The following is a 23670-nucleotide window of genomic DNA, read 5'->3' on the forward strand; positions in this document are numbered from 1 at the left end:
GGACCGCGCAGGGTCTTGTGGGTGGTGGTGGTGACCACGTCGGCGTACGGCAGCGGATTGGGATACAAGCCCGCAGCGACCAAGCCTGCGACATGGGCCATGTCGACGAACAGGTAGGCGCCGACCTTGTCGGCAATAGCGCGGAAGCGTGGGAAGTCCAGGGTCTTGGAATACGCCGAGAAGCCAGCGACGATCATCTTCGGCTTGTGCTCCACGGCCAGGCGCTCCACCTCGTCGTAATCGATCAGGCCATTGCCGTCGATGCCGTATTGCACCGCGTTGTACAGCTTGCCGGACGAGCTGACCTTGGCGCCGTGGGTGAGGTGGCCGCCATGGGCCAGGCTCATCCCCAGCAGGGTATCGCCCGGCTGCAACAGGGCCAGGTAGACCGCCGCGTTGGCCTGGCTACCGGAGTGCGGCTGGACGTTGGCGTAGCCTGCGCCGAACAATTCCTTAGCGCGGTCGATGGCCAACTGCTCGACCACGTCGACGTGCTCACAACCCCCGTAGTAGCGCTTGCCCGGATAGCCTTCGGCGTACTTGTTGGTCAGTTCGGTGCCCTGGGCCTGCATCACCTGCGGGCTGGTGTAGTTTTCCGAGGCGATCAGCTCGATATGGTCTTCCTGGCGTTGCGCCTCGCGGCGGATGGCGTCGGACAGCGCAGGGTCGAAATCGGACAGTGTCAGGCTTTTATGGAACATGCTCGTAATTCCTTCTTGTTCGGGTGACAGACAAGGCTTCGGAATGGCCCGGACCGCGTCCGGGCCATCACCATCAGGCTTCCTGGTAAATCGACATCGGTGGGCAGGCACAGGCCAGGTTGCGGTCGCCGTAGACGTTGTCCACGCGCCCCACCGGCGGCCAGTATTTGCTCTCGCGTAACGAGGCCAGCGGGTACACTGCCAGCTCGCGGCTGTAGCTGTGACTCCATTCGCCCACCAGCTCGGCGGCGGTGTGTGGTGCGTTCTTCAGCGGGTTGTCTTGCTTGTCCAGGGTGCCGTCTTCCACCGCGCGGATTTCCTCGCGGATGCTGATCATCGCGTCGCAGAAGCGGTCCAGCTCCTCCTTCGACTCGCTCTCGGTCGGCTCGACCATCAAGGTGCCGGCCACCGGGAAAGACATGGTCGGGGCGTGGAAGCCGAAGTCGATCAGGCGCTTGGCCACGTCTTCAACGCTGATGCCGCTGCTGTCCTTGAGCGGGCGCAAGTCGAGGATGCATTCGTGAGCGACCAGGCCATTCTCGCCGGTGTAGAGCACCGGGTAATGCTCCTCCAGGCGCCGGGCGATGTAGTTGGCACTGAGGATCGCCAGCTGCGAGGCGCGCTTGAGCCCTTCGCCGCCCATCATGCGGATGTACATCCAGGTAATCGGCAGGATGCTGGCGCTGCCGTAAGGCGCCGCGCACACCGCGCCTTCCTTGCGTTCCATGTGGCCGTGGCCAGGCAGGAACGGTGCCAGGTGCGCCTTGACGCCGATCGGGCCGACGCCCGGACCGCCGCCGCCATGGGGGATGCAGAAGGTCTTGTGCAGGTTCAGGTGCGACACGTCGCCGCCGAACTTACCCGGTGCGCAGAGGCCGACCATGGCGTTCATGTTGGCGCCGTCCAGGTACACCTGGCCGCCGTGTTCATGAATGATGTCGCAGATGCGGGTGATGCCGTCCTCGAACACGCCGTGGGTCGACGGGTAGGTGATCATCAACGCGGCCAGGCGATCCCTGTGCTGCTCGGCCTTGCTTTGCAGATCGGCCACATCGACGTTGCCGCGCGCATCGCAATCGACCACCACCACGCGCATGCCGGCCATCTGCGCGGTGGCCGGGTTGGTGCCGTGGGCCGACGACGGAATCAGGCAGACATCACGCCCCGCCTCGCCACGGCTGGCGTGGTAGGCACGGATCGCCAGCAGGCCTGCGTACTCACCCTGGGAGCCGGCGTTGGGCTGCAGGGACATGGCGTCGTAACCGGTGGCCGCACAGAGCATGGCCTCCAGTTCGTCGGTCAGTTGGCGATAACCCAGCGACTGCTCGGCCGGAGCGAATGGATGCAGGGCACCGAATTCCGGCCAGGTGATCGGGATCATCTCACTGGCGGCGTTGAGCTTCATGGTGCACGAGCCCAGGGCGATCATGGTACGGTCCAGGGCCAGGTCCTTGTCGGCCAGGCGGCGCAGGTAACGCATCAGCTCGGTTTCGGAGTGGTAGCGGTTGAACACCTCGTGCTGCAGGAACGGCGTTTCGCGCAGCAGCGATAGCGGCAGGCAATCGCCGGTGCTGGCGGCCAGGGCGGCGAAGTCCGGCAGGACCTGGCCCGGCGCGGCGAACACCGCCCACAGTGATTCGACAGCGGCCTGCTCGCAGGTTTCATCCAGCGACAGCCCCACGCGCACGTCATCGATCAGGCGCAGGTTCAGGCGTGCAGCGTTGGCGGCGGCCAGGACCTCGGCCACAGGCCGTGCGGTGACGACGCTGACGGTGTCGAAGAAGTGCTCTTGTTCGACCTGATGGCCGAGCTGCGACAAGCCCTGCACCAGAATCGAGGTCAGGCGATGCACGCGGCGAGCGATCTGCTCCAGGCCCTGGGGGCCGTGATAGACCGCATACATGCTGGCGATGTTGGCCAGCAGGACCTGCGCAGTGCAGATGTTGCTGGTGGCTTTCTCGCGACGGATGTGTTGCTCGCGGGTCTGCATGGCCAGGCGCAGGGCCGGCTTGCCGAAGCGGTCGATGGACACGCCGACCAGGCGGCCCGGCATGTCGCGCTTGAAGGCATCGCGAGTGGCGAAGAACGCCGCATGCGGGCCACCGAAGCCCAGCGGCACGCCGAAGCGCTGGGCACTGCCCAACACCACATCGGCACCGAACTCGCCAGGCGGCGTCAGCAGGGTCAGGGCCAGCAGATCGGCGGCAACGGCCACCAGGGCGCCGGCTTCATGGGCGCGTTGCACCAGGGCGCGATGGTCGGCGATATCGCCGGTGCTGGACGGGTATTGCAGCAGCAGGCCGAAATAACCGCCGAGGCTATCGCCCGCAAGTTCCGCTTCTTCACCAACGACTACTTCGATGCCCAGAGGCTCGGCGCGGGTACGCAGCACATCGAGGGTTTGCGGATGGCAGTGACGGGAAACGAAAAACGCCGGGGCCTTGTTCTTCGCCAGGCGCTTGCAGAAGGTCATGGCTTCGGCTGCGGCGGTGGCTTCATCGAGCAACGAAGCGTTGGCGATTTCCATGCCGGTGAGGTCGCTGATCAGGGTCTGGAAGTTCAGCAGCGCTTCCAGGCGCCCCTGGGAAATCTCCGGCTGGTACGGCGTGTAAGCGGTGTACCAGGCCGGGTTTTCCAGCAGGTTGCGCAGGATCGGCGCCGGCGTGTGGCAAGGGAAATAGCCCTGGCCGATGTGATTGCGAAACAGCTCGTTTTTCGCGGCGATGGCCTTGATCGCGGCCAGGGCTTCAGTCTCGCCCTGCCCCTTGGACAGTTCGAGCACACTGGTGCCCTTGATGCTGTCGGGGATGACGCTGTCGATCAGCGCGTCGAGCGTGTCGTGGCCGGTCAGCGCCAGCATGGCGTTGATATCGCCCTCGCGCGGACCGATGTGGCGGGCGATGAACTCGTTGTCCGTGCCCAGCGGGATCTGTGCTCTGGTCATGTCGGCGGCCTCGGCTCAGGCGTTGTCGGCCAGGAAACGGTCGTAACCGTCCTGGTCCATCAAGGTGTCGAGGTCACTGGGGTTGGCCGCACTCATGCGGAAGAACCAGCCCGCCTGCATGGGCGAGGCATTGACCAGCTCGGGGTCTTCGGCCAGTGCGTCGTTGACCGCCACCACCTCACCGGTCAGGGGCATGCTGATGTTGCTGGCGGCCTTGACCGATTCCAGCACCGCGACTTCATTCCCTTCAGCGTACTGGCCCGGCTCCGGCAGTTGCACGAACACCACGTCGCCCAGGGCTTCCTGGGCAAAGGTGGTGATGCCCACGGTCAGCTCGCCGTTCTCTTCCAGGCGCAGCCATTCATGTTCAGGGGTAAAACGCAAAGTGCTCATGGATCTTCCTCTTGTTATCAGGTGGGTCCGATGCAGGACTGACTGGACAAGAGCAAGGGCGATGCCAACTAAATATTATTGTTATTTATCAATCAGTTATGGTGTTTTCAGCTTTTTCCGCAAAGACCATCGGAACGAATTCGCTCCACCCTTGCAGCCACTTGCGGCAGTCGTTTATGGGCCAAAACGACGAACGGCGCGGCTTGCGTCGAACTGGAGCGAAATCACTCCAGTGGAGCGTAATCGTACCGGCCTGCTACGAAGACCGATTGGCGATGCCGTATTTGCGCAGGCGCTGGCCAATGGCGGTATGGGATGTCTGCAGGCGCACCGCCAGTTGCCGGGTCGAGGGATAGGCCGCGTAGAATTTCTCCAGCAGCGACTTTTCGAACCCCTGCACCGCCGCTTCCAGGCTGGTGACCTCCAGCGCGTCGGCCTGCTGGCTGCTCAAGGCGGTACCGGCCAGCTCCAGGTCGTCGCAGTCGATCACCTCCCCTTCACAGATGGCGGCGGCGCGGAAAATCACGTTCTGCAACTGGCGCACGTTGCCGGCCCAGGCATTGCCCAGCAGCAGCGGATAGGTGGCCGGGGCCAGGCGGCAGGGTGAGCGCTGGATCTGTGTGCAGGCCTGGCGCAGGAAGTGTTCGGCCAGCAGCAGAATGTCCTGGCCGCGCTCGCGCAGCGCCGGCACCATCAGGTTGAGCACGTTGAGGCGGTAGTAGAGGTCTTCGCGAAAGCTGCCTTCGCTGACCATCTTTTCCAGGTCGCGGTGGGTGGCGCACAGCACGCGCACGTTGACGTGCACTTCGCGGTCGCCACCGACCCGGCGGAAGCAGCCATCGCTGAGAAAGCGCAACAATTTGGCCTGCAGATAGGGCGACATTTCTCCGACTTCATCGAGGAATACGGTGCCCTGGTCCGACAGTTCCAGCAGCCCCGGCTTGCCACCACGTTGGGCGCCGGTGAAAGCCCCGGCCGAGTAACCGAACAACTCGCTCTCGGCCAGGCTTTCCGGCAAGGCAGCGCAGTTCAGCGCCAGGAACGGCGCATCGCGACGGGCGCTCATGGCATGACAGGCACGAGCGACCAGTTCCTTGCCGGTGCCGGTTTCGCCCTGGATCAACAAGTGCGCATCGAGCCCCGCGACCTTTTGCAGACGGGCCTTGAGCTGCTTGAGTACTGCGGATTTGCCCAGCAGCGAATCGAGGCCTTCAGCATGGTCGTGGTGCAACGAGGCCAGGCGTTCACCAATGCGACTAGGGGGATAGAGCGTCAGCAAGCCACCGGCGAGAAAGCGCGCGGTGTCGCTGCCGCCGCTGATGGGCGTGGCATCGAGCAGCAGGTCCTGGCCATTGAAATTCACCTCGCACATGGGCAGGCGAAAGCCCTTGTCGACCAGGGTTCGCGCCAGGTCCGGTTCGGCGAACAGGTTCGACAGTGGCTCACCGGCAGGCTCACGCCCACACAGGCCGACCAGGGTCGGATTGGCCAGCAGCACGTAGCCATTGGGGTCGACGGCCAGTACCGGATCACTCATCGCGGCCAATAGCGCATCGAGCTGCAGGCGCCGGCGCTGGCCAGGCAGCAGATCGACCAGGTCCACGGCCTTGACGCCCTCGACCCGCAACAATGCGTAGTTGAGTTCGTCCAGCACCGTCTGGCTCAGATCAGGGGCGTCGATGTAGACGTTCGGTGGGATCATCTCCACCGCGTCCAGGTTGAGATTGCGCGCACCGAGCAACGCCAGGACTTCCTGGGTGATGCCGACGCGATCGTTGAATGTGACGTGGATACGCATGGCGACCCCTTAAAGGTTCAAGACTGCTGCGCCCACGCACGGGCACATTGCATCAGTTCGTCGAGGAATGCACGCAGGATCAGCGGTGGTGAAACGCCGCGCCGGGTGATGATTTCGAACGCCGAGAGCAGGCGCAGGCGTCCTGGTTCCAGGTGCTCGAGCTCCCCGTTTTCGACCCATTGCCTGGCATAGTGATCGGGCAGAAAGCCGGCGTAAGCACCCGACAGGATCAGCATGGCCTGGGCCTCGACGTTTTCCACGGTGGCGGCGGCCTTTTCCACTCCCAAAGCCTGGAGATCACGATGCTGCAGGTAACCCCGGGCCACCACCCGGCTGGCCGCGATACGCTCGAGCAGATTGACCTTGGGCACCTCGCCGCCAAACAGCGCATGGTTGCGGCCACAATAAAAACCGTGGCTCTCCTGATACAGCGGTGAGTAGTGCAACCCCGGCACCCTCAACGGAAAATGCCCGACGGCCAGGTGCAGACGGCCATCGAGCACCCGTTCCTCGAGCTCGGCCGGCGTGCCGATGTACACCTGCAAATGCACTTCGTGGCCGCGTTGTACGAAGCGCTGGGTAGTCTGCTTGAGCGGGCAGCCGGGGTCCGTGATGGTGGTGTCGATGACGCCCAGGTTGAGGGTGCCGCTGACCTGACGCTTGAGCACGTCGGCGTCCACGCAAAAATCCTCCACCGCCCCGAGCAGGCGCTGGGTCGCCTCGTAGATCGCCTGGCCCTGCTCGGTCAGGCGAAAGCCGCTACGCCCGCGCTCGCACAACTTGACCCCGAGCCGGGCTTCCAAATGCCCCATCTGCTCGCTGATGGTCGACTGCGCCACATTGAGCGAAGCCTGCGCAGCGGAAAAGCCGCCGCACTTGACGATGGTGCTGTACACCCGCAGCAGCTTCAGGTCGACATCGTGCAACTGGATCATCGTGCGGGCACCTCGTTCAGGGCTTACATCGGAATTAGCGATTTGCGCATCGTATGATCATCATTTTCTCAGGCGCAGGTAAAGCCGATAGTGCAGCCATGGACGAGATGACTGCAACTCGATCGGTACTCTCGATCGGTGCTCTCGACCGGCAATCAACAAGAACAATTCGGAGACGCCTTACATGTCCAGCAACAGCTATGAAAACGGTCGCCTGAACCTGCCCTTCGTCGGCCATTGCACCTTCGCCAAGTCGCCCGTGTGCCTCGACTGGAATGCCATCGACGCCGACGTCGCCGTACTGGGCGCACCTAACGACATGGGTACCCAATGGCGTTCCGGCGCACGTTTTGGACCACGCAGCATCCGTGAAGCATCGACACTGTTCTCGTTCGGCCACAGCGGCGCCTACGATTTCGAAGACGACGTGATGTACCTGCAGGCCGAGGACGTGCGCATCGTCGACGTGGGTGACGCGGATATCGTTCACACCGATATGAAGAGCAGCAACGACAACATCGAACACGCCGTGCGCAAGCTGCTCGACTCCGGCGCCATGCCGGTGGTACTGGGCGGCGACCATTCGGTACACGCACCGGTGATCAAGGCCTTCGAAGGCCGCGGTCCGATCCACATCATCCACTTCGACGCCCACCTGGACTTCGTCGACGAGCGTCATGGCGTGCGCTATGGCCACGGCAACCCCTTGCGCCGCGCTTCGGAAATGAACCACATTGTCGGCATGACCCAGATGGGCATCCGCAACGTGTCGTCCTCCAACCGCGACGACTACAACGCGGCCCGCGATGCCGGCTCGAAGATCCTCTCGGTGCGCGATGTGCGTCAATTGGGCTGCCAGGGCGTTCTGGACCTGATCCCCGAGTGCGAGTCGTACTACATCACTATCGACATCGACGGCTTCGACCCTTCCATCGCCCCCGGCACCGGCACCCCGAGCCACGGCGGCTTCCAGTACTACGAAGTGCTGGAGATCATCCAGGCCCTGGCCATTCGCAGTCAGGGGCGCATCGTCGGCATGGACCTGGTAGAAGTCGCCCCGGCCTACGACCCGACCGGAATGACCTCGATCCTCGCGGCGCAGTTGCTGATGAACAGCATCGGCTTCGTCTTCCACGCCCGCGCCCAGGCGCGTCGCTGATCTCTCGTTGCCCACCTCGTTCCCACGCTCTGCGTGGGAATGCAGGTTCAGACGCTCTGCGTCGCCTCGTGCGCATACGACGCAGAGCGCCGCTAGAGGCATTCCCACGCAGAGCGTGGGAACGAGTTGGACCTACAAGTATTTCCCGGCATGAGCTGTCAGGGCATCTAGAAACCGCGTCACCGTCCCCTTCTGCTCCACGCCCTGGCGGGTAATGCAATGAAAGGCCGACCGATAGGCCAGCCGCTGCGGCATGATCGAGCGCAGCCGGCCGCGTTCAACCCAGCTCGCCGCATAATGGGTCGGCAGGTAGCCGATGTAGGTATTGGAAAATATCAGCAGCGCAATCGCTTCCATGGAAAACGCACTGACAGCACTGGCGAACCGCAGCTCGCAGGGCCGCTTGTTCTCTGCCACATAGCCCCGATCCACATAATCGGCCGTACTGAGTTCTTCGAAACTGAGGTCCTGATCCGTTCGCTGGAAAAACGGATGCCCGCTGCCGCAATACAGATGCTGCTCCTCTTCGAACAGCGCCTGATAATGCAAGCCGGACAAGCGATGATGAAACGCCCCCACCGCCGCCTGAATGCGTTCTTCGAGCACGGCCTGTTCCAGTTCATCGGGGCGCATGACGTGCAGATCGACATGAACACCGGGCTGCGCAGCGCGCAGTTGGGCAATGGCTGCCGGTACGGGGCTGTTTTCGAGGGTGAGCAGGCTGTCGACGGTGCCGATGTGCAACAACTCCCGGTGACGCCCGCTGAGCACGGCCGTGCGCTGGCGGAATTGGCCGATGTTGGTGAACAGTTCCTGCGCCGCCGCGTAGGTCTCCTCACCTTCCTCGGTCAGTTGAAAGCCGCTTTTCCCGCGCTTGCACAACGAGTAGCCGAGCCGCACTTCCAGGTCGCGCACCAGTACGCTCAGGCGCGACAAGCTGGTGTTCAACGGAACCTGCGCGGCGGTAAAACCGCCGGCATCCACGATCGAGCAGAAAATCCGCAGCATGCGCAGATCCACGTCCGTCAAATTCACCAGCATGCAGCGACCTCTTTTTCTATTGAGTACTTAGCCGTTCATCACACCGCCACCATTGACGCCCAGCACCTGCCCGGTCATGAAGCTGGCCTGATCCGAGGCGAGAAACGCCACTGCCGCGGCCACCTCATCTGCCGTTCCCAGCCGGAGCATCGGGTAGCGTAACGCTTCTTCGCGAATATAAGCCTCCCCCATGCGCTCGACCATCGGCGTCAAGGTGCCGCCCGGGGCCACCGCATTGACCCGCACGCCCTGCCCGGCCATTTCTCGGGCCAATGACTTGGTCAACGAAATGATCCCACCTTTGGCCGCCGAGTAGTGGCAAAGATTGGCACAGCCGATCTGGCCAAGGTCGGAGGCGATATTGACGATGGCACCACTGCCCTGTCGAGTCATCAACTTCGCCGCCGGCTTGCAGAACAGGAATGCGCCATAGAGGTGGACACGGATCATGCGGTCCCAGGCCTCGAAACCGAGCTCTGTCAGCGGCGACTCCTGCAGGAACCCCGCGTTGTTGACCAGCACATCCAGGCGTTCAAGCCCGGCAAAGGCACGTTCCGCCGTCGCAGGAACCGACACATCACCCACGGCAAGACGCACTTCCACGCCCCTTGCCTTCAGTTCATCCGCCAGGGCCAGCAGCGCCGGACTCTCCTGCAGATCATTGAGCACGGCCAGGCTGCCAGGCTCACCCAGCGATAGCGCGACTGCACGGCCGATTCCCTGGGCCGCACCGGTTACCAGATAAGTCTTCATGAAAATTCCTTCAGTAAGGATGCTGTTCCAGCCATTGCGCATACATGGCGATGCCTTCGTGCAGATCGTATTGCGGCCGGTAGCCGAGTTGTTCGCCCGCTGCCGAAATGTCGAAGCGGGCGTTTTCATCCAGTACATTCAAGGTGCCGGGCCCGATGCTGAGCTGGGCCTGCGGGTAGACTTGCCGAACCCTGGCCGCGACTGCCCGATAGCTCTCCTGCTCCCCGGCCGTGACGTTGAACACCCGCTGGCGCAATCGCTCTTCCGGCACCAGGGCCGCCAGCAGGCAGGCACGAGCAACATCGACGACGTGCACATACTGAAAACGGTAATCGCCGCCCTCCTCTTCGTGCCACGGCACATGGTCGATGGCACTCCTGAGCATGCTCTTGAGGTAGCACTGCATGAACTGGCCCGGTCCGTAGATCCAGCCCGGGCGCAGGGACACCACGCTGACCTGGTACAGGTCGCTGTATACTCGGCCGAGCTTTTCGGTGAAGACCTTTGTGCAGCCATAGGGTGTGGTCGGATCGAGCGGCGCCTGCTCGTCGATCACCTCCAGCTCCCGGTTGGGCCCATAGGCGCATTCGGAACTGAGGTTGACCACCCGAGGGATGCCGCTGAGCCGTGCGCATTCAAAGACATGGGTCGTGCCCAGGGCATTGGTCATCACCGTCTGCAAGGGTATGCGCCGTGAGTCGACCGGGTGGGAGATTGCCGCAGTATGGATGATCGCATCCACCGAACGCCCCCGGCAGCTCTCCAGTAAGCTCGCAACGTCCGCCAGATCGCCCTGGACGTAACGGTAGGCCGCATGCTCGATGGCGCACACCAGGCTGCGGTCGTACCCCACCACCTCGTTACCTTGGGCCAACAATTGGCGCACCACTTCCTGGCCAAGAAACCCGTTGGCCCCGGTTACCAATACATTCATGGCCCGCCCTCAATAAGGATGCAGCGGCAGTTCGAGATTGCCCGCCTGCCAGTGTGAATAGACATCGCCCGGCGTGCAGATCCAGGCATCGCCGTAGTGCTGAACCTGCTGGATCAGCCGTTCGAGCATGGCGATGCGCGAGGCACGGCCGATCAATTGCGGGTGCATGGTCAGGATGAAATGGCTGCCATAGCTGCGCATTCCCTCCAGTTCCGCCGACCAGAGTCGAAAGACTTTTTCCGGATCTTCGATGACGTTGCCCACCGCAGGCTCCGCCGAGTAAGCGAACTGTTCCCAGTCATCGAGCAGCCAGCTGACGGGCAGCTCCAGCAGGTTTCGCTCGGCGCTGCCGACCCGGTACGGCCGGTCATCGCCCATCAGGCTGCTGTCGCTGTGAAAGCCGAGGGCGACCAGCGACTCGACGACGTCCGGGGTCAGCTCCCAGGTTGGCGCACGGTAATCGGTCACCGGGCGGTCGATGGTGGCTTCCAGCAGTGCCCTGGAATCCTTGAGGATTTGCAGGTTCTGCGCAGGAGTCTGCTCATCGACACGCTCATGGAAATACCCGTGGCAGCCGATCCCGTGACCGGCCGCGGCAATGCTGCGTACCACCTCGGGGTCGATCTCGGCTACCCGGGCGGGAATGTAGAACTGCGCGCGGATCTGATAACGAGCCAGCAATTCCAGCAGGCGCGGCACGCCGACGCGACGGCCGTACGCCCCCATCGACAACAGAGAGAGCCGGCGACCGCCCAGGCTCGATGACTCCCACGCGGTTTCTGCATCCAGGTCAAAACTCAAGGTCACGGCAAAGCGTTTGTTATCGGGCCAGGCAATCATGCGCAGGGTTCCTTCTACTGGCGACGTTTGAGCGAGTCGGCGAGGATGCACAGCAACTCGAACATCATGGTGGCGCCCACCAGCGCCGTGGCACCGCCGACATCGAAGGGCGGCGCAACCTCGACCACATCGGCACCGATCAGGTTCAGGCCCTGCAGGCCACGGATCAGTTGCTGCGCCTGCAGCGTGGTGATGCCGCCGATCTCGGGTGTGCCGGTGCCCGGGGCAAACGCAGGGTCCAGGACATCGACATCGAAGGTGACATAGGTCGGCTCATCTCCGACCACGCGCCGCGCTTCGGCGATGGTCGCGGCAACGCCAATGTCAGCGAACTCCTCCATATGGATCACGCGGATGCCGCAGTCTTTGGCGAAGTCCTCGTCTTCTGCCGAGTAGATGGAACCGCGAATGCCGATCTGCACCGTGCGTCTGGGGTCCAGCAACCCCTCCTCGATCGCACGACGAAACGGCGTGCCATGGGTGTAGGGGTTGTCGCCGAAGTAACGGTCGTTGGTGTCGGAGTGGGCATCGAAATGAATCATGCCGATAGGCCGGTCCCGGGCGATGGCGCGAAAGATCGGCAGCGTCACCAGATGATCGCCGCCGACCGACAGCGGCACGGTACCGGCTTCGTGGATCTGCCGATAAAAGCCTTCGATGCGCTTGAGCGAGTCGAGCAGGTCGATCGGGTTGACCGGCGCATCGCCCAGGTCACCCACCCGCACCAGGTCATAGGGCGCGATATGGCTGACGTGATGGACCTTGCGCATCATGCTCGACAGGTTGCGCACTTCGCGCGGACCATGGCGAGCGCCCGCGCGGTTGGTGGTGCCGCCGTCCCAGGGCACGCCGAGCAAGGCAATTTGCACGTCGGCAGGGTCGGTAAAGATCGGCAGACGCATGAAACTCGGGATGCCGGCGAAACGCGGTATGACGGCAGCATCGAGCGGTTGCGGGAAATCATTGGCCATGGGGATTGCTCCTGACACTGAACGGATGAATCGACAATAAGGAAGGGACTGCAGGGAATGCTTATGCCTTGGCCGGCGTCCGGCCGATGGCGCTACGGCGACGTTTGCCCGAGAGCACGATCAGCACGCCCGTCACCAGTGACAGCCCGCCGAGGTACCAGGCGGTGTACAGGTCTTCTGGAGAGACCGGATTAGCGCCGGCGGTGTAGCCGATGTAGGCAAGCACCAGAAGTGCCAGCAGCGCCGGGATGGAGAGCAGGATCGCGGTGAGTGCCTTGTGCTGCTTCCAGGTCATGACCATGAACGCTGCCAGCGCGGCGATGTATGACATGACCAGGGTGATGGTGACCACGTCGTAGTACCAGACGATCTTGTCCAGAGGCTTGCACCACACCAGGGCGATGCCGGCCAGGGAGACCAGGCCCAGGGTGAACCAGGGTGCCTTGAAGCGGTTGACGGTGCGCAAGGCCGCGGGAAGATGCCCCTCTTCGCTCATGCGATACAGTGTGCGCGCCGACGAGTTGGAAGAAATCTGCAAGCCCGCGCAGGCCGACGTGATCACCACGAACAGCGCCAGCCAGGCCATGGCCGGTGGCAGGTAGACATGGGCGACAGCCGCAATCGGCCCTCCGTTGCCGTTCTCGACGATGGCCGCCAGTTGTTCCACCGGGACCGCGTACTGCCAGCCGATGGCGGCCAGGCTGTAGATGACGAATGCCGAGGTCAGGACGATCAACAGCGAACGCTGCACGGTGCGCACCGGCACCCGCGCCTCTTCTATATAGTTGATGGCCGAATCGAAGTTCGCCAGCATCCACACTCCGAACAGCACCCCTGGACCGATCGCGGCCAGGCCGCCGGTACCCTGCAGGGAATACATCGAGGCAAACGACAGGTTCTCGACCTGGGGATCGATCAACCCCATGAACCCCAGCCCCGCCACCACCGCGATCTCGAAGACCAGAAAGGTACTGGCCAGCTTCGCGGTGACGCCCACACCGCGCACCGACACCACAAAGAAGGTCAGGATCAGCAAGGTGCCGATGATCTTCGCATTGAATTCGCCAGCGAGCGAAGGGATCAGCGCCTGGATGTATTCGGTACCGATCAGCGCACACATGGGCGTGACGGCGATGCAGGCCACGGCGTAGGTCCAGCCCAGGATGCAGCCGATGTCCGGGTGCAGGAAACGCGAGCAGAAGGTAAAGATACCGCCGGCCGAAGGTGCCTGGCGCGTCAGCGAAACCATGCACACGGCCAGCACCAGCATGGGGAAAAAGAACGCGATCAGGATGGCCAGGGGTGCCTGGTGCCCGGAAATCGAATAGAGAATCGACATCGAAGAGGCTGCCACCCAGGCCGGGGCATTGAATCCCAACGCAGAAAAACTGACGTCCTTGGTATTGAGCTTGCCTTTATTGAGTGCGGTATCGAGTTCGCGGATCGTACCGTGACGGTCGTAACCGATCAGTTCATGAAGTTTCATGGTTTTTCCCAGGCTCGTTTTTTATTGGCAGGTTGCGAAAACGCTTCTTGTAAGACGGAGCTCTTGAGCAACACCCGGTGATGGGGCGCTGACCTGGGATGAAGGTAGGGGAATGGCCGGACAGCAACAATTACCAAGGACGAAAGCTGACTTTCGCAAAAGCGAAAACGGTAGGAATTGGCGATGTACCTGTGGGAGCGGGCTTGCCCGCGATAGCATCGCCGCGATCTGCCTGAACCACCGCGTCGCCAGCATCGCGGGCAAGCCCGCTCCCACAGAAGATCCAAGCGTTGTCCCCTCGCCACTCGTCGGCGGGGGACCAGTGGCACGCAAAGACAGTGGCCGCCAGATAAAGTTCCACTACGCTGACTCTTGTACTCCGCCAAGAAGGAATATGGACCATGGATCTTCGTATTACGGTGGCTGACTTGATGTGCATTGTGATGGCAATCGCCAGCGGTCTGATGCTGCTTTCTCTGGTCTACTGGTGGGATGCATGCGATCTGTTGTTACACCAGCTGACCTGGCTTTCCATGTAAGACGCCAGCGCAAGGTTGGCCGCCAGAACGAGCCAACCTCCCTGCGCCATCAATTTCCGGTTTTGACCTTGCTCCAGAGGCGGGTTCTCACGCGCTCCATTTTCAATGGCAGCGGCTCGAGCGGGAAAAGTGTGTCCAACACCTGCTTGGGCGGATAAACGTCCGGGTTGTTCCTGATCTTCTCATCGACCAGCGCCATGGCATCCTTGTTGGCATTCGGGTAGGCCAGGTAGTTGGTCGACTCGGCGATCACCTGCGGCCGCATCATGTAGTTGATGAACTCCAACCCTTCCCTGGGATTCGGCGCATCGTTGAGCAACACCATGCTTTCCACCCACACCGGTGCGCCTTCCCGGGGGATGCTGTAGAGGATCGTGCGGCCATTGCCGGCCAGTGCCGACGAAGTTTTCGCATCGTTGACACCGCCAGACCAGCCCACCACCACGCAGACGTTGCCGTTGGCAAGGTCAGAGATGAATTTGGAAGAGTCGAAGTAGCGAACGTGCGGTCGCACCTTCAGCAGCAGCGCCTCGGCCTTGCGATAGTCCTCCGGATTCTGGCTGTTGTAGGGCAGCCCCAGATAATGCAGCGCGATCGGGATGATCTCGTTCGGCGCATCGAGCATGGCCACGCCGCACTGGCTCAATCGGGCGATGTTTTCTTCCTTGAAGACCAGGTCCCAGGAGTTGACCGGGGCCTCTGTGCCGAGCAGCGCCTTGACCTTGTCCGCATCGTAGCCGATGCCCGTGGTGCCCCACATGTACGGCGCCGCAAAGCGGTTGCCGGGGTCGTTGCTCTGGAGCTTGGCGAGGATTTCCGGGTCCAGGTGCGGCAAGTTGGGCAACTGAGTCCTGTCCAGTTCCTTGAGCACACCGGCCTTGATCAGGTTGGGCAGCAGGTCACCGCTGGCGAACACCACGTCATAGCCACTGCGACCGGCCATGACCTTGCTTTGCATGACGTCGCTGTTGTCGAACACATCGTACACCGGGTCGATGTCCATTTCTTTCTGGAAGTTCTTCGTCGCATCCGGGGCGATGTAGTCGTACCAGTTGTAGATGTGCACACTGGGTTTCGCCGCCTCGGCGCAGGCCAGGGTCGAAGTCAACAGCATGGCCAGGGCCAGGGGTAAATAGCGTTTAGGGCTCATCGAACGACTCCAGAACAGCTTGTTATTGTTGGTTTCAAGGCTGGCCGATTCAGGGTATCAGCAGTTCGCGACGCCCGTCGGCGTGATCGACACGCTGCCCCGGCAGGTGCAGGCGGCGGTCACTCAAGTAGTCGTATTCGAGTCGGGCAGCTTGCAGTTGCTCCAGGTCCAGTTCAACGACCTGGCGGCACTCGTCGCGTCCGGCTTCGAACAGTACACGTCCAAACGGATCGACCGCCGCACTGCCGCCGGCGAACACCAGGCCGCCATCGCCTGCGCCGACCCGATTGACCATCACGGCAAAGGCCTGGTTTTCCTGGGCCCGGGCCATGATCGCGGTGCGATGGACGGGGCCGTACGGGTCCATGTTGCCGTTGGTGACGATGATCAGTTCGGCGCCGAGCTGGGCCAGGGCGCGGCTGCTTTCCGGCAGTTCGATGTCGTAGCAGATCAGGATGCCAACGCGCACCCCCTTCCACAACGCCGTGACATAGCGGTCACCCGGGCAAAACGCGCCGCGCTCCGAAGGCCACAGGTGGGTCTTGCGGTAGCGCAGGGCGATGCCTTCGGGTGTCACCAACACCGAGGTGTTGTAGAAGGTGCCGGCATCATTTTCGGCAATGCCGACCACCACCGAAACATTGCGCTGGCGCACCACGTATTCGATGGCGCGCAAGGTCGGACCGTCCAGGGGTTCGGCCACGCTGGCCAATTGCTCGGCATCGGCGAAGCCCATCAACTGGGTTTCCGGGAAGACCAACAGATCCGTGTCGGCCGCGCAGGTAGCGATGGCGTCGATGGTACGGCCCAGGTTATAAACGGTATCGCCGTCACGTCCGGCCAGTTGTACCAGTTCAATCTTCATGTATGTTCCTTGCACAGGTTATAGAGGTTCCACTCGCCAAACAGCACCCGCCAGGGCTGGACCGAGTATGGAGCGCCGCCCGGCGGCAAGTAATTACATCGATGGGGTAACCCCTAATGGGTAGCAACATGAACCTGACCTTGCAGGACGTGGCCTGGCATGACGCGGTCGGCCGACTGATCGAAACCCTGGACCGGCCCAATTTCTGGACCGCCATGGTGCGCCTGCTCGACCGCTATGTGCCCGTGGACAACTGGGTCGTGCTGATCTTCAGTGCGGGCCGGCCCGTGGTACTGGCGGAGTCGCCCGGCGAGGACGGTGGGCTGGATTCGCTGTTCCAGGATTATCTCAAGGGCCTGTACCTGCTCGACCCCTTCTACATCGCCAACCGCGAGGCGCCGCAAAGCGGGCTGTTTCGCCTGGACGATGTGGCGCCGGAGTGCTTCGAGCAGACCGACTACTACCAGCGCTATTTCCGCCTCAACATCGTCACCGACGAAGTGCATATGAACGTGCAGCTCGACACCGAACGGACCCTCAGTCTGTCCCTGGGCAGCCAGTGCCGTTTCAGCCTGGAGCAGATCGCCTTGCTGGGCCTGATCCAGCCCTGGGTCGCGGCCCTGATGCGCCAGCGCATGACCTTCGAGCGGGAGCTGGAACAAGCCCCGGCCTTGCCACCGAGTTGGCAGAGCCGCCTGGAATCCACCGCCAGACAGATGGAGTCGCCGCTTTCGGCACGGGAAATGGAGGTGGGCCGACTGATGCTCAGTGGCTGCTCGAACAAGGAGATTGCCCGCAAACTGGCGATTTCCGCCGAAACCGTGAAGGTGCATCGCAAGCACATGTACAGCAAGTTGGGGATCAAGTCCCAGTCGGAGCTGTTCTCGCTGTTTCTGCAGGCGCAGGAATGAAAAAAGCCCCCGACACGCATGTTGCGTGTCGGGGGCCCTGAGCGATTCTTAACGCGTCCCGGGTTGCCAGCCAACCTTGCGCATGGCCGTCAACAGCTGCTCGGGCTTGAGCGCCAGGGCCTTGTTGCCACAGCCTGCAAGGTCCGTGGCGGCCAGCATGGCATTGAGAATGGCCTCCTCGACCGCGTCGGCAGCTGCCATGAACAAGGCCGAAATGTAGTCATTGTTGACCATGTGCAAAGCCGTCGTCGGTTCGCCAGGGTGACCATGATTGGCTACCGGCAAATTGCGGTTGCCCACCGAGAACGCCACGAAGATATCGCCGCTGTCGTCCTCGGTACCACCACCGACCCGCGCAAGGCCCACGCTTGCCCGCTGCGCCAGGCGCGTGCATTGATGGGGCAGCAAGGGCGCGTCGGTGGCGATGGTGATCACGATCGAGCCCATGCCCGGCACACCGACATTGGTTGAACCGCGATACGGCGAATGCACATCCCCCAGCACCCCGCCGACCGGATACCCCGCCACACGCAGTTCCTGGCGCATGCCGTAGTTGGCTTGCACCAGTGCGCCCACCGTCCAGCCACCTTCCTCTGTGGTGAGTACCCGCGAGGACGTGCCGATGCCACCTTTGAACTCATGGCAAATCATGCCGGTGCCACCGCCGACACACCCCTCCTCCACCGGGCCGGAACGCGCCGCATCCAGCGCAGCATAAACATGCTCGGCGGTCACATGCTGGCCCCAGATGTCGCTCAAGATGCCGTCATAGGTTTCCAGCACCACCGGCATGCACCAGTAGGTGTGTTGCTTGGCCATCTCCCGCTCGGCGGCCACGAGCGCATCGCGCACCACACCGACACTATGGGTGTTGGTGTACGCGATAGGCGTGGTCAGCAAGCCCGCTTCGCGAATCCACTCCAGTCCCGTGGCATCGCCGTTGCCATTGAGCACATGTACCCCGGCGAAACAGGGCTCCAGGTGCGCCGCGACAGCCCGCGGTTCGATGACGGTGACACCGGTGTGAATGGACGTCTTGTCCGTTTCGACACTGATCGTGTGATGACCGACTCGCACACCCGGCACGTCAGTGATGGCGTTGTAGACGCCTGGTTTGCCCGTGCCAATGGTGATGCCAAGGTCGCGTAAACGCATTGTTCTATTCTCCAGACTCGATCCATTAAGGTGCTCGAAGTGTAGAAATCCGACGGGTAATTAGCGATAACCCCCATTCGTTACCCCAAAGGCGTTAGCGCGGGGGACGCTGGCTGGCGAACGCGGCCCCTGTGGCTAGAATCCTTTCACCGACTACCCGGTATCCGCCATCGAGAGCAACCATGAATCCGCGTGCCTGCTGTTTCGTGTGGGTCCTGGCTTTGGCCTTGATCGCTCCCGCCGCCCATGCAGCGGCGCCCGTCCTGCCGGCAGGCTTTGCGACACAAACCGTGCCGGCACCCGACGGCACGCCGATCTTCGTGCGCCATGGTGGCAAGGGGCCGGCGGTGATACTGATCCATGGTTTCGGCGATACCGGTGACATGTGGGGACCGCTCGCCAGCAAGCTCGCCAGGACTCACCAGGTGATCGTACCGGACCTGCGCGGAATGGGCCGTTCGGCCCAATCAAAAAGCGGTTATGACAAAGCAAACCAGGCCGCCGATATCCGCGCCGTCGCCACCGCCCTTGGGGTGGATCACGCGGTCGTTGTCGGTCATGACATCGGCACCATGGTCGCCTATGCCTATGCGGCGCGCTATCCTGACAAGGTCGACAAGCTGGTGGTCATGGATGCCCCGGTACCGGGCATTGCCCCGTGGGACGAAATCGTCCTGAGCCCCGCCTTATGGCACTTCAATTTCGGCGGGCCGGATGCCGAGCGGCTGGTCAAGGGCCGCGAGCGCATCTACCTGGATCGCTTCTGGAACGAATTCGCCGGGACACCCGGCAAGATCGACGAAGCCACCCGCGCCTATTACACCAAACAATATGCCCAACCCGGGGCCATGCATGCGGCGTTTGCCCAGTTCAATGCCATTGCGGCCCTGGACGTTGCGGCCAATCGGCAAACGGGACAAACCAGATTGCAGATGCCGGTGTTGGCGATCGGAGGGGAAAAGTCCTTCGGCGCGATGATGGCGACGGTGATGCGCAATGCAGCCGTCAATGTTCAGGGCGAGGTCGTGCCCGGTGCGGGGCATTGGCTGATGGAGGAAAGCCCGGAGGCGACTGTTGCCTTGATCAGCGCGTTCATCGAGAAGTGAAGCCTGAACCTCGTAACCTCGTTCCCACGCTCCGCGTGGGAATGCATCCAGAGACGCTCCGCGTCGACATTCCTGAACGCGACGCGGAGCGTCTTACACGGCATTCCCACGCGAAGCGTGGGAACGAGGGGGTCCGCGTAGGCTCGAGTCGACCATTTAGAATCGCAAACCGACATTGATCATGACCGCGGCAGCCCCAAGCAACACCACTTCGGCGCCGACCCGCCCCAGATGCGCGCCTACCGAGGGGATGATCGCCGGCGCGACCCCGAAATGATTGAGCGGAATCTTATCCTGGTAGTCACCGCGATAACCTTGCAGCAAGCCGCCCGTCAGCTTTGCATAGACAGGATAGGTCTCGCTCTCCCAGCGCTTGCCCCCATAAACGTAATACGAACGTTGATAAAACGAATTGCGAAAGGTCGCGCCCCCCGCAAGCAAGCTATTGGCCCAATTGCGTTCCAGGCCAATCAGCTCCTGGTTGTTGTTGTGGTCAGGGTCATTGGTCCAATGATTGGTGTACACACTGGTTTGCAGATACCAGAAGTCCCCCTCCTCTGCCTGCACACAGGGCGCGCCCGGTAACAATGCAATGAACATGAGCAGACGCTTCATGTGAGTTCCCGTCCCTGAACGATTTGCCGCTATCGGCGCGTCACTGAATCGGATCAGTATGCACTGCAATTCGGACTGGCTCCAACGCCCTTGCTGTCGCCGCTGATTACGCAGGTTTCATCGCCAGAGTCCTCATCCGAGCCACCCTGTTCAGGCACCTGATCGGGAACCGCTTGCGGCGGCGGTTGGAATTCAACCGGTGGCGTCAGGGTTTTGGTGAGGTTGGCTTCGATCTTCCCAGACAGATAAAGCACACCCGCATTCACCCCGGTGGTGGGGTTTTCCATTTCGTTACGCCACTCCTTGTCCAGGGCAGCGTTGAGGATCACTCGCAGTTGATCGACCATTTCCGGCTGTTCGTTGCGGTGCATCAAGACACTGACACCTGCCGTCGCGATGGAAATCATTGCTCCGGCGACCTTGCCGGCAGCCGCCGAGACAGCGCCGGCGATACCTCTGGGGGCAAGCGTGGCTTCCAGCTTTTTGCTGGCATTTTCAGCCACCGTAGAAATACTGGCGTCCGCAGCCGCGACCGCAGTATTCGCCGCAGCCTTATGGATTTTATTGATCAGGACCACATAGGCCGGCAACTGCTCGAGTGGTTCGGCACGGATCACCTGGTAAAGCGAGGCGTCATGTTTTGGTGGTGGCGCCAGCTCGATCGCGAGAATGTCTGACAGCCGTCGTCCGAACTGGTCCGGCGGCAGCCCATAGCGCTGCGCAATGCCCCGCAGTTCCCGGGTGAGCAGTTGCACGTAAAGTTTGGTCGCCTGCTCCATGACCAGGTCGGGATTGACCTCCTTGGCAACCGGGTCGATCACCCGCTGGTGGTATTGCTCCTGCAGGTAGACGGCCAATTGCTTTTCCGGCGGGACCTTCCCTTCCCCCGAGTTGGCCTTGTAGAACGCCACTTTCATGGTCAGCCATTGCTGGGTCCAGTAGCCAGTGAACCAGGGGATGAAGTCTGATTCGGTCAACTGGTAGACACGATCCTTCCAGACGCGCATGGAGCGGCGGGTGTAATCCTTGACCGTATTGGTCGTGGCTTGCGAGGCGGCGACGATGTCCCGATCCGCCTGTTGCCAGGTCGCTTCCGAGATCGTTACCGGTGGAGGCGGCGGCGGTTGGGGAGCCGGGGCTTTCGAGGCGCAGCCTGCTGTCACCAGCATCAGGGCGGTGAGGAGTACCACGATCAGGGAACGCAGATTCAAGATCATCGCCCCCCGAAATTGGATTCGACAACAACGTACCCATGCCTGATTTGAGTATAGGTCCGGCGTTGTCAGGCGCGGCCTTTGCCGACGGTTGCGCCCCTGTATGTGAAGTATCTTTGACACGCGCTTGCACTTATGAAATTTAAGTGATAATTTTTCATGAAATTAAAAGTTGTAAATTTCACGGACGCGTTTCTGGAATTCACTGCATGAACAAGCAAGAAGAAATCTCCGCTTTGGCGATCCTTATTTGCGACCTGCGCAAGCACAAGAAATTCACTCTGCAACACCTGGCGGACAGGATCGGCCGCTCGGTGGGCTTCATGTCACAAGTCGAGCGCGGCCTGTCGCGCCCCACAGTGGCGGACTTGACGGCAATCAGCGAAGTGCTCGACGTGCCGACCACCTATTTCTACAACGCACCAAAGCTCAAGAAATTGCCGTGGGTCACCCGCCCCAGCGAGCGGCGCACCCTGTACCTGGCCAACGGCATTACCGACACCCTGGTTTCGCCGAACATGTCAGCGGCTTTCTCCATGCTCGAGAGCCAGCTCGAGGCCGGCGCCCACAGTGGCGAGCGCCTGTTGAGCGACAAGTCCGAGCAGGCCGGTTACGTCATCGAAGGCGAGTTGACGCTGTGGCTCGATAACGAGGAGCCGGTCACCCTGCATCCGGGCGACAGCTTCCAGCTGGCCAGCCGCGCCCGTTGCCGCTACGGCAACCTTTCCGAACATCCAGCCCGGGTACTCTGGGTTTACACCTGATAACAACTTACAAATATCGAAGGAAGAACCACCATGAATGCTGCCTGCAACGACCTGCTGGCCGAAGTGTCCGCATTTCGCCAGCGCTACCCGGAAGTCCGCTACGTCGACCTGATTTCGCTGGATATCCCCGGCCATTTCTACGGCAAGCGCTATCCGATCGAGATGCTGGAAAAGGTGGCGGCCGGCAGCGCCCTGAAGCTGCCGCAAAACTGCGTGCTGCTGGGGGTACAAGGCGGGTTGTTCAAGATCGGCGACTACTGCTTCAACGACGGCGACCCGGATGCCCGCCGCCGCCTGGTGCCCGGCACGCTCAAGCCCGTGACCTGGGAAGGCCAGCCGCTGGGGCAGATGCTGATTACCTCCGACGGCACCGAAGCACCGATCGAATTCGAACCAAGGGAAGTACTCGCCCAGGTATTGAACCGCCTGCAGCGCAAGGGCATTCACCCGGTGGTGGCCTTCGAGCTGGAGTTCTACCTGTTCGACAAGAAGCTGCGCGACGGCCAGCCGCAGTTTCCCCGGGACCTGCTGAGCGACGACGAAGACGATCAGCCCAATATGCACATCGAACGGCTGTCGCGTTTCTCGCCAGTGCTCGATGAAATGGTTGAGACGGCGCGGACCCAGGGCATCGATACCACGGTCGTCACGGCCGAGCTGGGCCCTGGTCAGTTCGAAATCAATTTCGGTCACCTGGATGACGGCCTGCGTGCCGCCGACTGGGCAGCGCTGTTCTGCCGCAGCACCCGTGGCGTGGCCCTCAAGCACGGCTATCGCGCCAGTTTCATGGCCAAACCCTATCTGCAGCACCCGGGCAGCGGCATGCATGTGCATGTCAGCCTCTACGATGCCGCGGGCAACAACCTGCTGGCGGCGAACCAGCAGCAGGCCTTGCGCCATGCCGTGGCCGGTTGCCTGGAACTGATCCCTCACTGCATGCCGATTTTCTCGCCGAACCAGAACGCGTTCCGCCGCCTGGGCGGCACGGTCAACGCGGCAACCCAGGCCAGCTGGGGCTTCGAGGACCGCGACGCCTGCGTACGGATTCCCGAGTCCGACGCGAAGAATCTGCGCATCGAACACCGCCTGGCCAGCGCCGACGCCAACCCGTATCTGGTGCTGGCAGCGATTCTGGTAGGTCTGGAGCACGGCCTTGAAGCCGGCCGCGAGCCGATCGCCCCGCTCAATGAAGACCGCAACAGTGGCGTTGACTTCCCGTTAGAAATACTTGACGCTGTGCGCAACATGCAGCACGAGCCCGCCGTACGCGAGGGGCTGGGTGCCGAGTTTGTCGACGTCTATTGCGAGAACAAGCGCCAGGACCATCTGGCCTTCATGCAAGAGATCCATGCGCGCGAATACCGCTGGTACCTGTAAGCCATCGCGCCCCCGA

The 23670-nt window shown here is 62.1% G+C and carries 22 protein-coding genes; 6 read left to right on the top strand and 16 right to left on the bottom strand.

The features are described from left to right. The 5 genes from glyA to F2S13_RS28360 all read right to left on the bottom strand — a co-directional run. The coding region (glyA, locus tag F2S13_RS28340) for a serine hydroxymethyltransferase (RefSeq protein ID WP_166367190.1) at positions 1 to 701 on the bottom strand (701 nt) is incomplete at its 3' end. A gap of 73 nt (positions 702 to 774) precedes the next feature. Next, positions 775 to 3645 (bottom strand): aminomethyl-transferring glycine dehydrogenase, encoded by a 2871-nt coding sequence (gcvP, locus tag F2S13_RS28345; RefSeq protein ID WP_166367191.1) that lies wholly within the window; start codon positions 3643 to 3645, stop codon positions 775 to 777. Between the two features lie 15 nt (positions 3646 to 3660). Beyond that, positions 3661 to 4038, bottom strand: a complete 378-nt coding sequence (gene gcvH / locus F2S13_RS28350; protein ID WP_166367192.1) for a glycine cleavage system protein GcvH — start codon at positions 4036 to 4038, stop codon at positions 3661 to 3663. Between the two features lie 256 nt (positions 4039 to 4294). After that, on the bottom strand, positions 4295 to 5836 hold the full coding sequence (locus F2S13_RS28355) for a sigma-54-dependent transcriptional regulator (protein WP_166367193.1): 1542 nt from the start codon (positions 5834 to 5836) through the stop codon (positions 4295 to 4297). Positions 5837 to 5853: 17 nt separating this feature from the next. After that, positions 5854 to 6771 carry a LysR family transcriptional regulator gene (locus tag F2S13_RS28360; protein WP_166367194.1) on the bottom strand — a complete coding sequence of 306 codons (918 nt, stop codon included), beginning with the start codon at positions 6769 to 6771 and terminating at the stop codon, positions 5854 to 5856. Between the two features lie 184 nt (positions 6772 to 6955). On the opposite strand from F2S13_RS28360, the gene speB (F2S13_RS28365) reads away from it, so the two are divergent. After that, positions 6956 to 7930: an agmatinase gene (speB, locus tag F2S13_RS28365; protein WP_166367195.1), complete on the top strand. Its 975-nt coding sequence runs from the start codon at positions 6956 to 6958 to the stop codon at positions 7928 to 7930. Positions 7931 to 8062: 132 nt separating this feature from the next. Here the strand turns inward: speB (F2S13_RS28365) and F2S13_RS28370 are convergent, their stop codons facing one another. The 6 genes from F2S13_RS28370 to F2S13_RS28395 all read right to left on the bottom strand — a co-directional run bounded on the left by F2S13_RS28370 (position 8063) and on the right by F2S13_RS28395 (position 13955). Beyond that, a complete protein-coding gene (locus tag F2S13_RS28370) occupies positions 8063 to 8971 on the bottom strand; it encodes a LysR family transcriptional regulator (RefSeq protein ID WP_166367196.1) in 909 nt (302 codons plus the stop codon). A gap of 27 nt (positions 8972 to 8998) precedes the next feature. After that, entirely contained in the window at positions 8999 to 9724 is a 726-nt protein-coding gene (locus tag F2S13_RS28375; RefSeq protein ID WP_166367197.1) for an SDR family NAD(P)-dependent oxidoreductase, read from the bottom strand. Between the two features lie 10 nt (positions 9725 to 9734). Continuing rightward, positions 9735 to 10658, bottom strand: coding sequence for an NAD-dependent epimerase/dehydratase family protein (locus F2S13_RS28380; protein ID WP_166367198.1), 924 nt, complete (start codon positions 10656 to 10658; stop codon positions 9735 to 9737). Between the two features lie 9 nt (positions 10659 to 10667). Then, on the bottom strand, positions 10668 to 11498 hold the full coding sequence (locus tag F2S13_RS28385; protein WP_166367199.1) for a polysaccharide deacetylase family protein: 831 nt from the start codon (positions 11496 to 11498) through the stop codon (positions 10668 to 10670). Positions 11499 to 11512: 14 nt separating this feature from the next. After that, positions 11513 to 12469 carry an agmatinase gene (gene speB / locus F2S13_RS28390; protein ID WP_166367200.1) on the bottom strand — a complete coding sequence of 319 codons (957 nt, stop codon included), beginning with the start codon at positions 12467 to 12469 and terminating at the stop codon, positions 11513 to 11515. Between the two features lie 61 nt (positions 12470 to 12530). Next, positions 12531 to 13955, bottom strand: a complete 1425-nt coding sequence (locus tag F2S13_RS28395; RefSeq protein ID WP_166367201.1) for an APC family permease — start codon at positions 13953 to 13955, stop codon at positions 12531 to 12533. Positions 13956 to 14356: 401 nt separating this feature from the next. On the opposite strand from F2S13_RS28395, the gene F2S13_RS28400 reads away from it, so the two are divergent. Then, positions 14357 to 14494, top strand: coding sequence for a hypothetical protein (locus F2S13_RS28400; protein ID WP_166367202.1), 138 nt, complete (start codon positions 14357 to 14359; stop codon positions 14492 to 14494). 49 nt (positions 14495 to 14543) lie between these two features. Here F2S13_RS28400 and F2S13_RS28405 read toward each other — a convergent pair whose 3' ends face one another. Next, entirely contained in the window at positions 14544 to 15644 is a 1101-nt protein-coding gene (locus F2S13_RS28405) for a polyamine ABC transporter substrate-binding protein (protein WP_166367203.1), read from the bottom strand. Positions 15645 to 15693: 49 nt separating this feature from the next. Then, the gene (locus tag F2S13_RS28410; protein ID WP_166367204.1) at positions 15694 to 16509 is read right to left on the bottom strand and encodes a carbon-nitrogen hydrolase family protein; all 816 of its coding nucleotides are present in this window, start codon (positions 16507 to 16509) and stop codon (positions 15694 to 15696) included. Between the two features lie 128 nt (positions 16510 to 16637). Here F2S13_RS28410 and F2S13_RS28415 point away from each other — a divergent pair, with 128 nt between their 5' ends. After that, entirely contained in the window at positions 16638 to 17420 is a 783-nt protein-coding gene (locus F2S13_RS28415) for a helix-turn-helix transcriptional regulator (RefSeq protein WP_166367205.1), read from the top strand. A gap of 48 nt (positions 17421 to 17468) precedes the next feature. On the opposite strand, the gene F2S13_RS28420 is transcribed toward F2S13_RS28415, so the two are convergent. Beyond that, positions 17469 to 18575 carry a DmpA family aminopeptidase gene (locus tag F2S13_RS28420; RefSeq protein WP_166367206.1) on the bottom strand — a complete coding sequence of 369 codons (1107 nt, stop codon included), beginning with the start codon at positions 18573 to 18575 and terminating at the stop codon, positions 17469 to 17471. Between the two features lie 182 nt (positions 18576 to 18757). Here F2S13_RS28420 and F2S13_RS28425 point away from each other — a divergent pair, with 182 nt between their 5' ends. Further along, positions 18758 to 19681, top strand: a complete 924-nt coding sequence (locus tag F2S13_RS28425; RefSeq protein ID WP_166367207.1) for an alpha/beta fold hydrolase — start codon at positions 18758 to 18760, stop codon at positions 19679 to 19681. A gap of 156 nt (positions 19682 to 19837) precedes the next feature. Here the strand turns inward: F2S13_RS28425 and F2S13_RS28430 are convergent, their stop codons facing one another. Together F2S13_RS28430 and F2S13_RS28435 are read right to left on the bottom strand one after the other, a co-directional pair. Next, complete coding sequence (locus F2S13_RS28430) at positions 19838 to 20296, bottom strand: sn-glycerol-3-phosphate transporter (protein WP_166367208.1); 459 nt, start codon at positions 20294 to 20296, stop codon at positions 19838 to 19840. A gap of 53 nt (positions 20297 to 20349) precedes the next feature. Further along, complete coding sequence (locus tag F2S13_RS28435) at positions 20350 to 21465, bottom strand: hypothetical protein (RefSeq protein ID WP_425500257.1); 1116 nt, start codon at positions 21463 to 21465, stop codon at positions 20350 to 20352. A gap of 254 nt (positions 21466 to 21719) precedes the next feature. Here F2S13_RS28435 and F2S13_RS28440 point away from each other — a divergent pair, with 254 nt between their 5' ends. Both F2S13_RS28440 and F2S13_RS28445 read left to right on the top strand, forming a co-directional pair. Further along, positions 21720 to 22274, top strand: a complete 555-nt coding sequence (locus F2S13_RS28440; RefSeq protein ID WP_166367209.1) for a helix-turn-helix domain-containing protein — start codon at positions 21720 to 21722, stop codon at positions 22272 to 22274. Between the two features lie 33 nt (positions 22275 to 22307). After that, positions 22308 to 23654: a glutamine synthetase family protein gene (locus F2S13_RS28445; protein ID WP_166367210.1), complete on the top strand. Its 1347-nt coding sequence runs from the start codon at positions 22308 to 22310 to the stop codon at positions 23652 to 23654. Positions 23655 to 23670 lie beyond the last annotated feature (16 nt).

Source organism: Pseudomonas akapageensis, assembly GCF_011355085.1.
In the GTDB taxonomy this organism is placed as follows: Bacteria; Pseudomonadota; Gammaproteobacteria; order Pseudomonadales; family Pseudomonadaceae; genus Aquipseudomonas; species Aquipseudomonas akapageensis.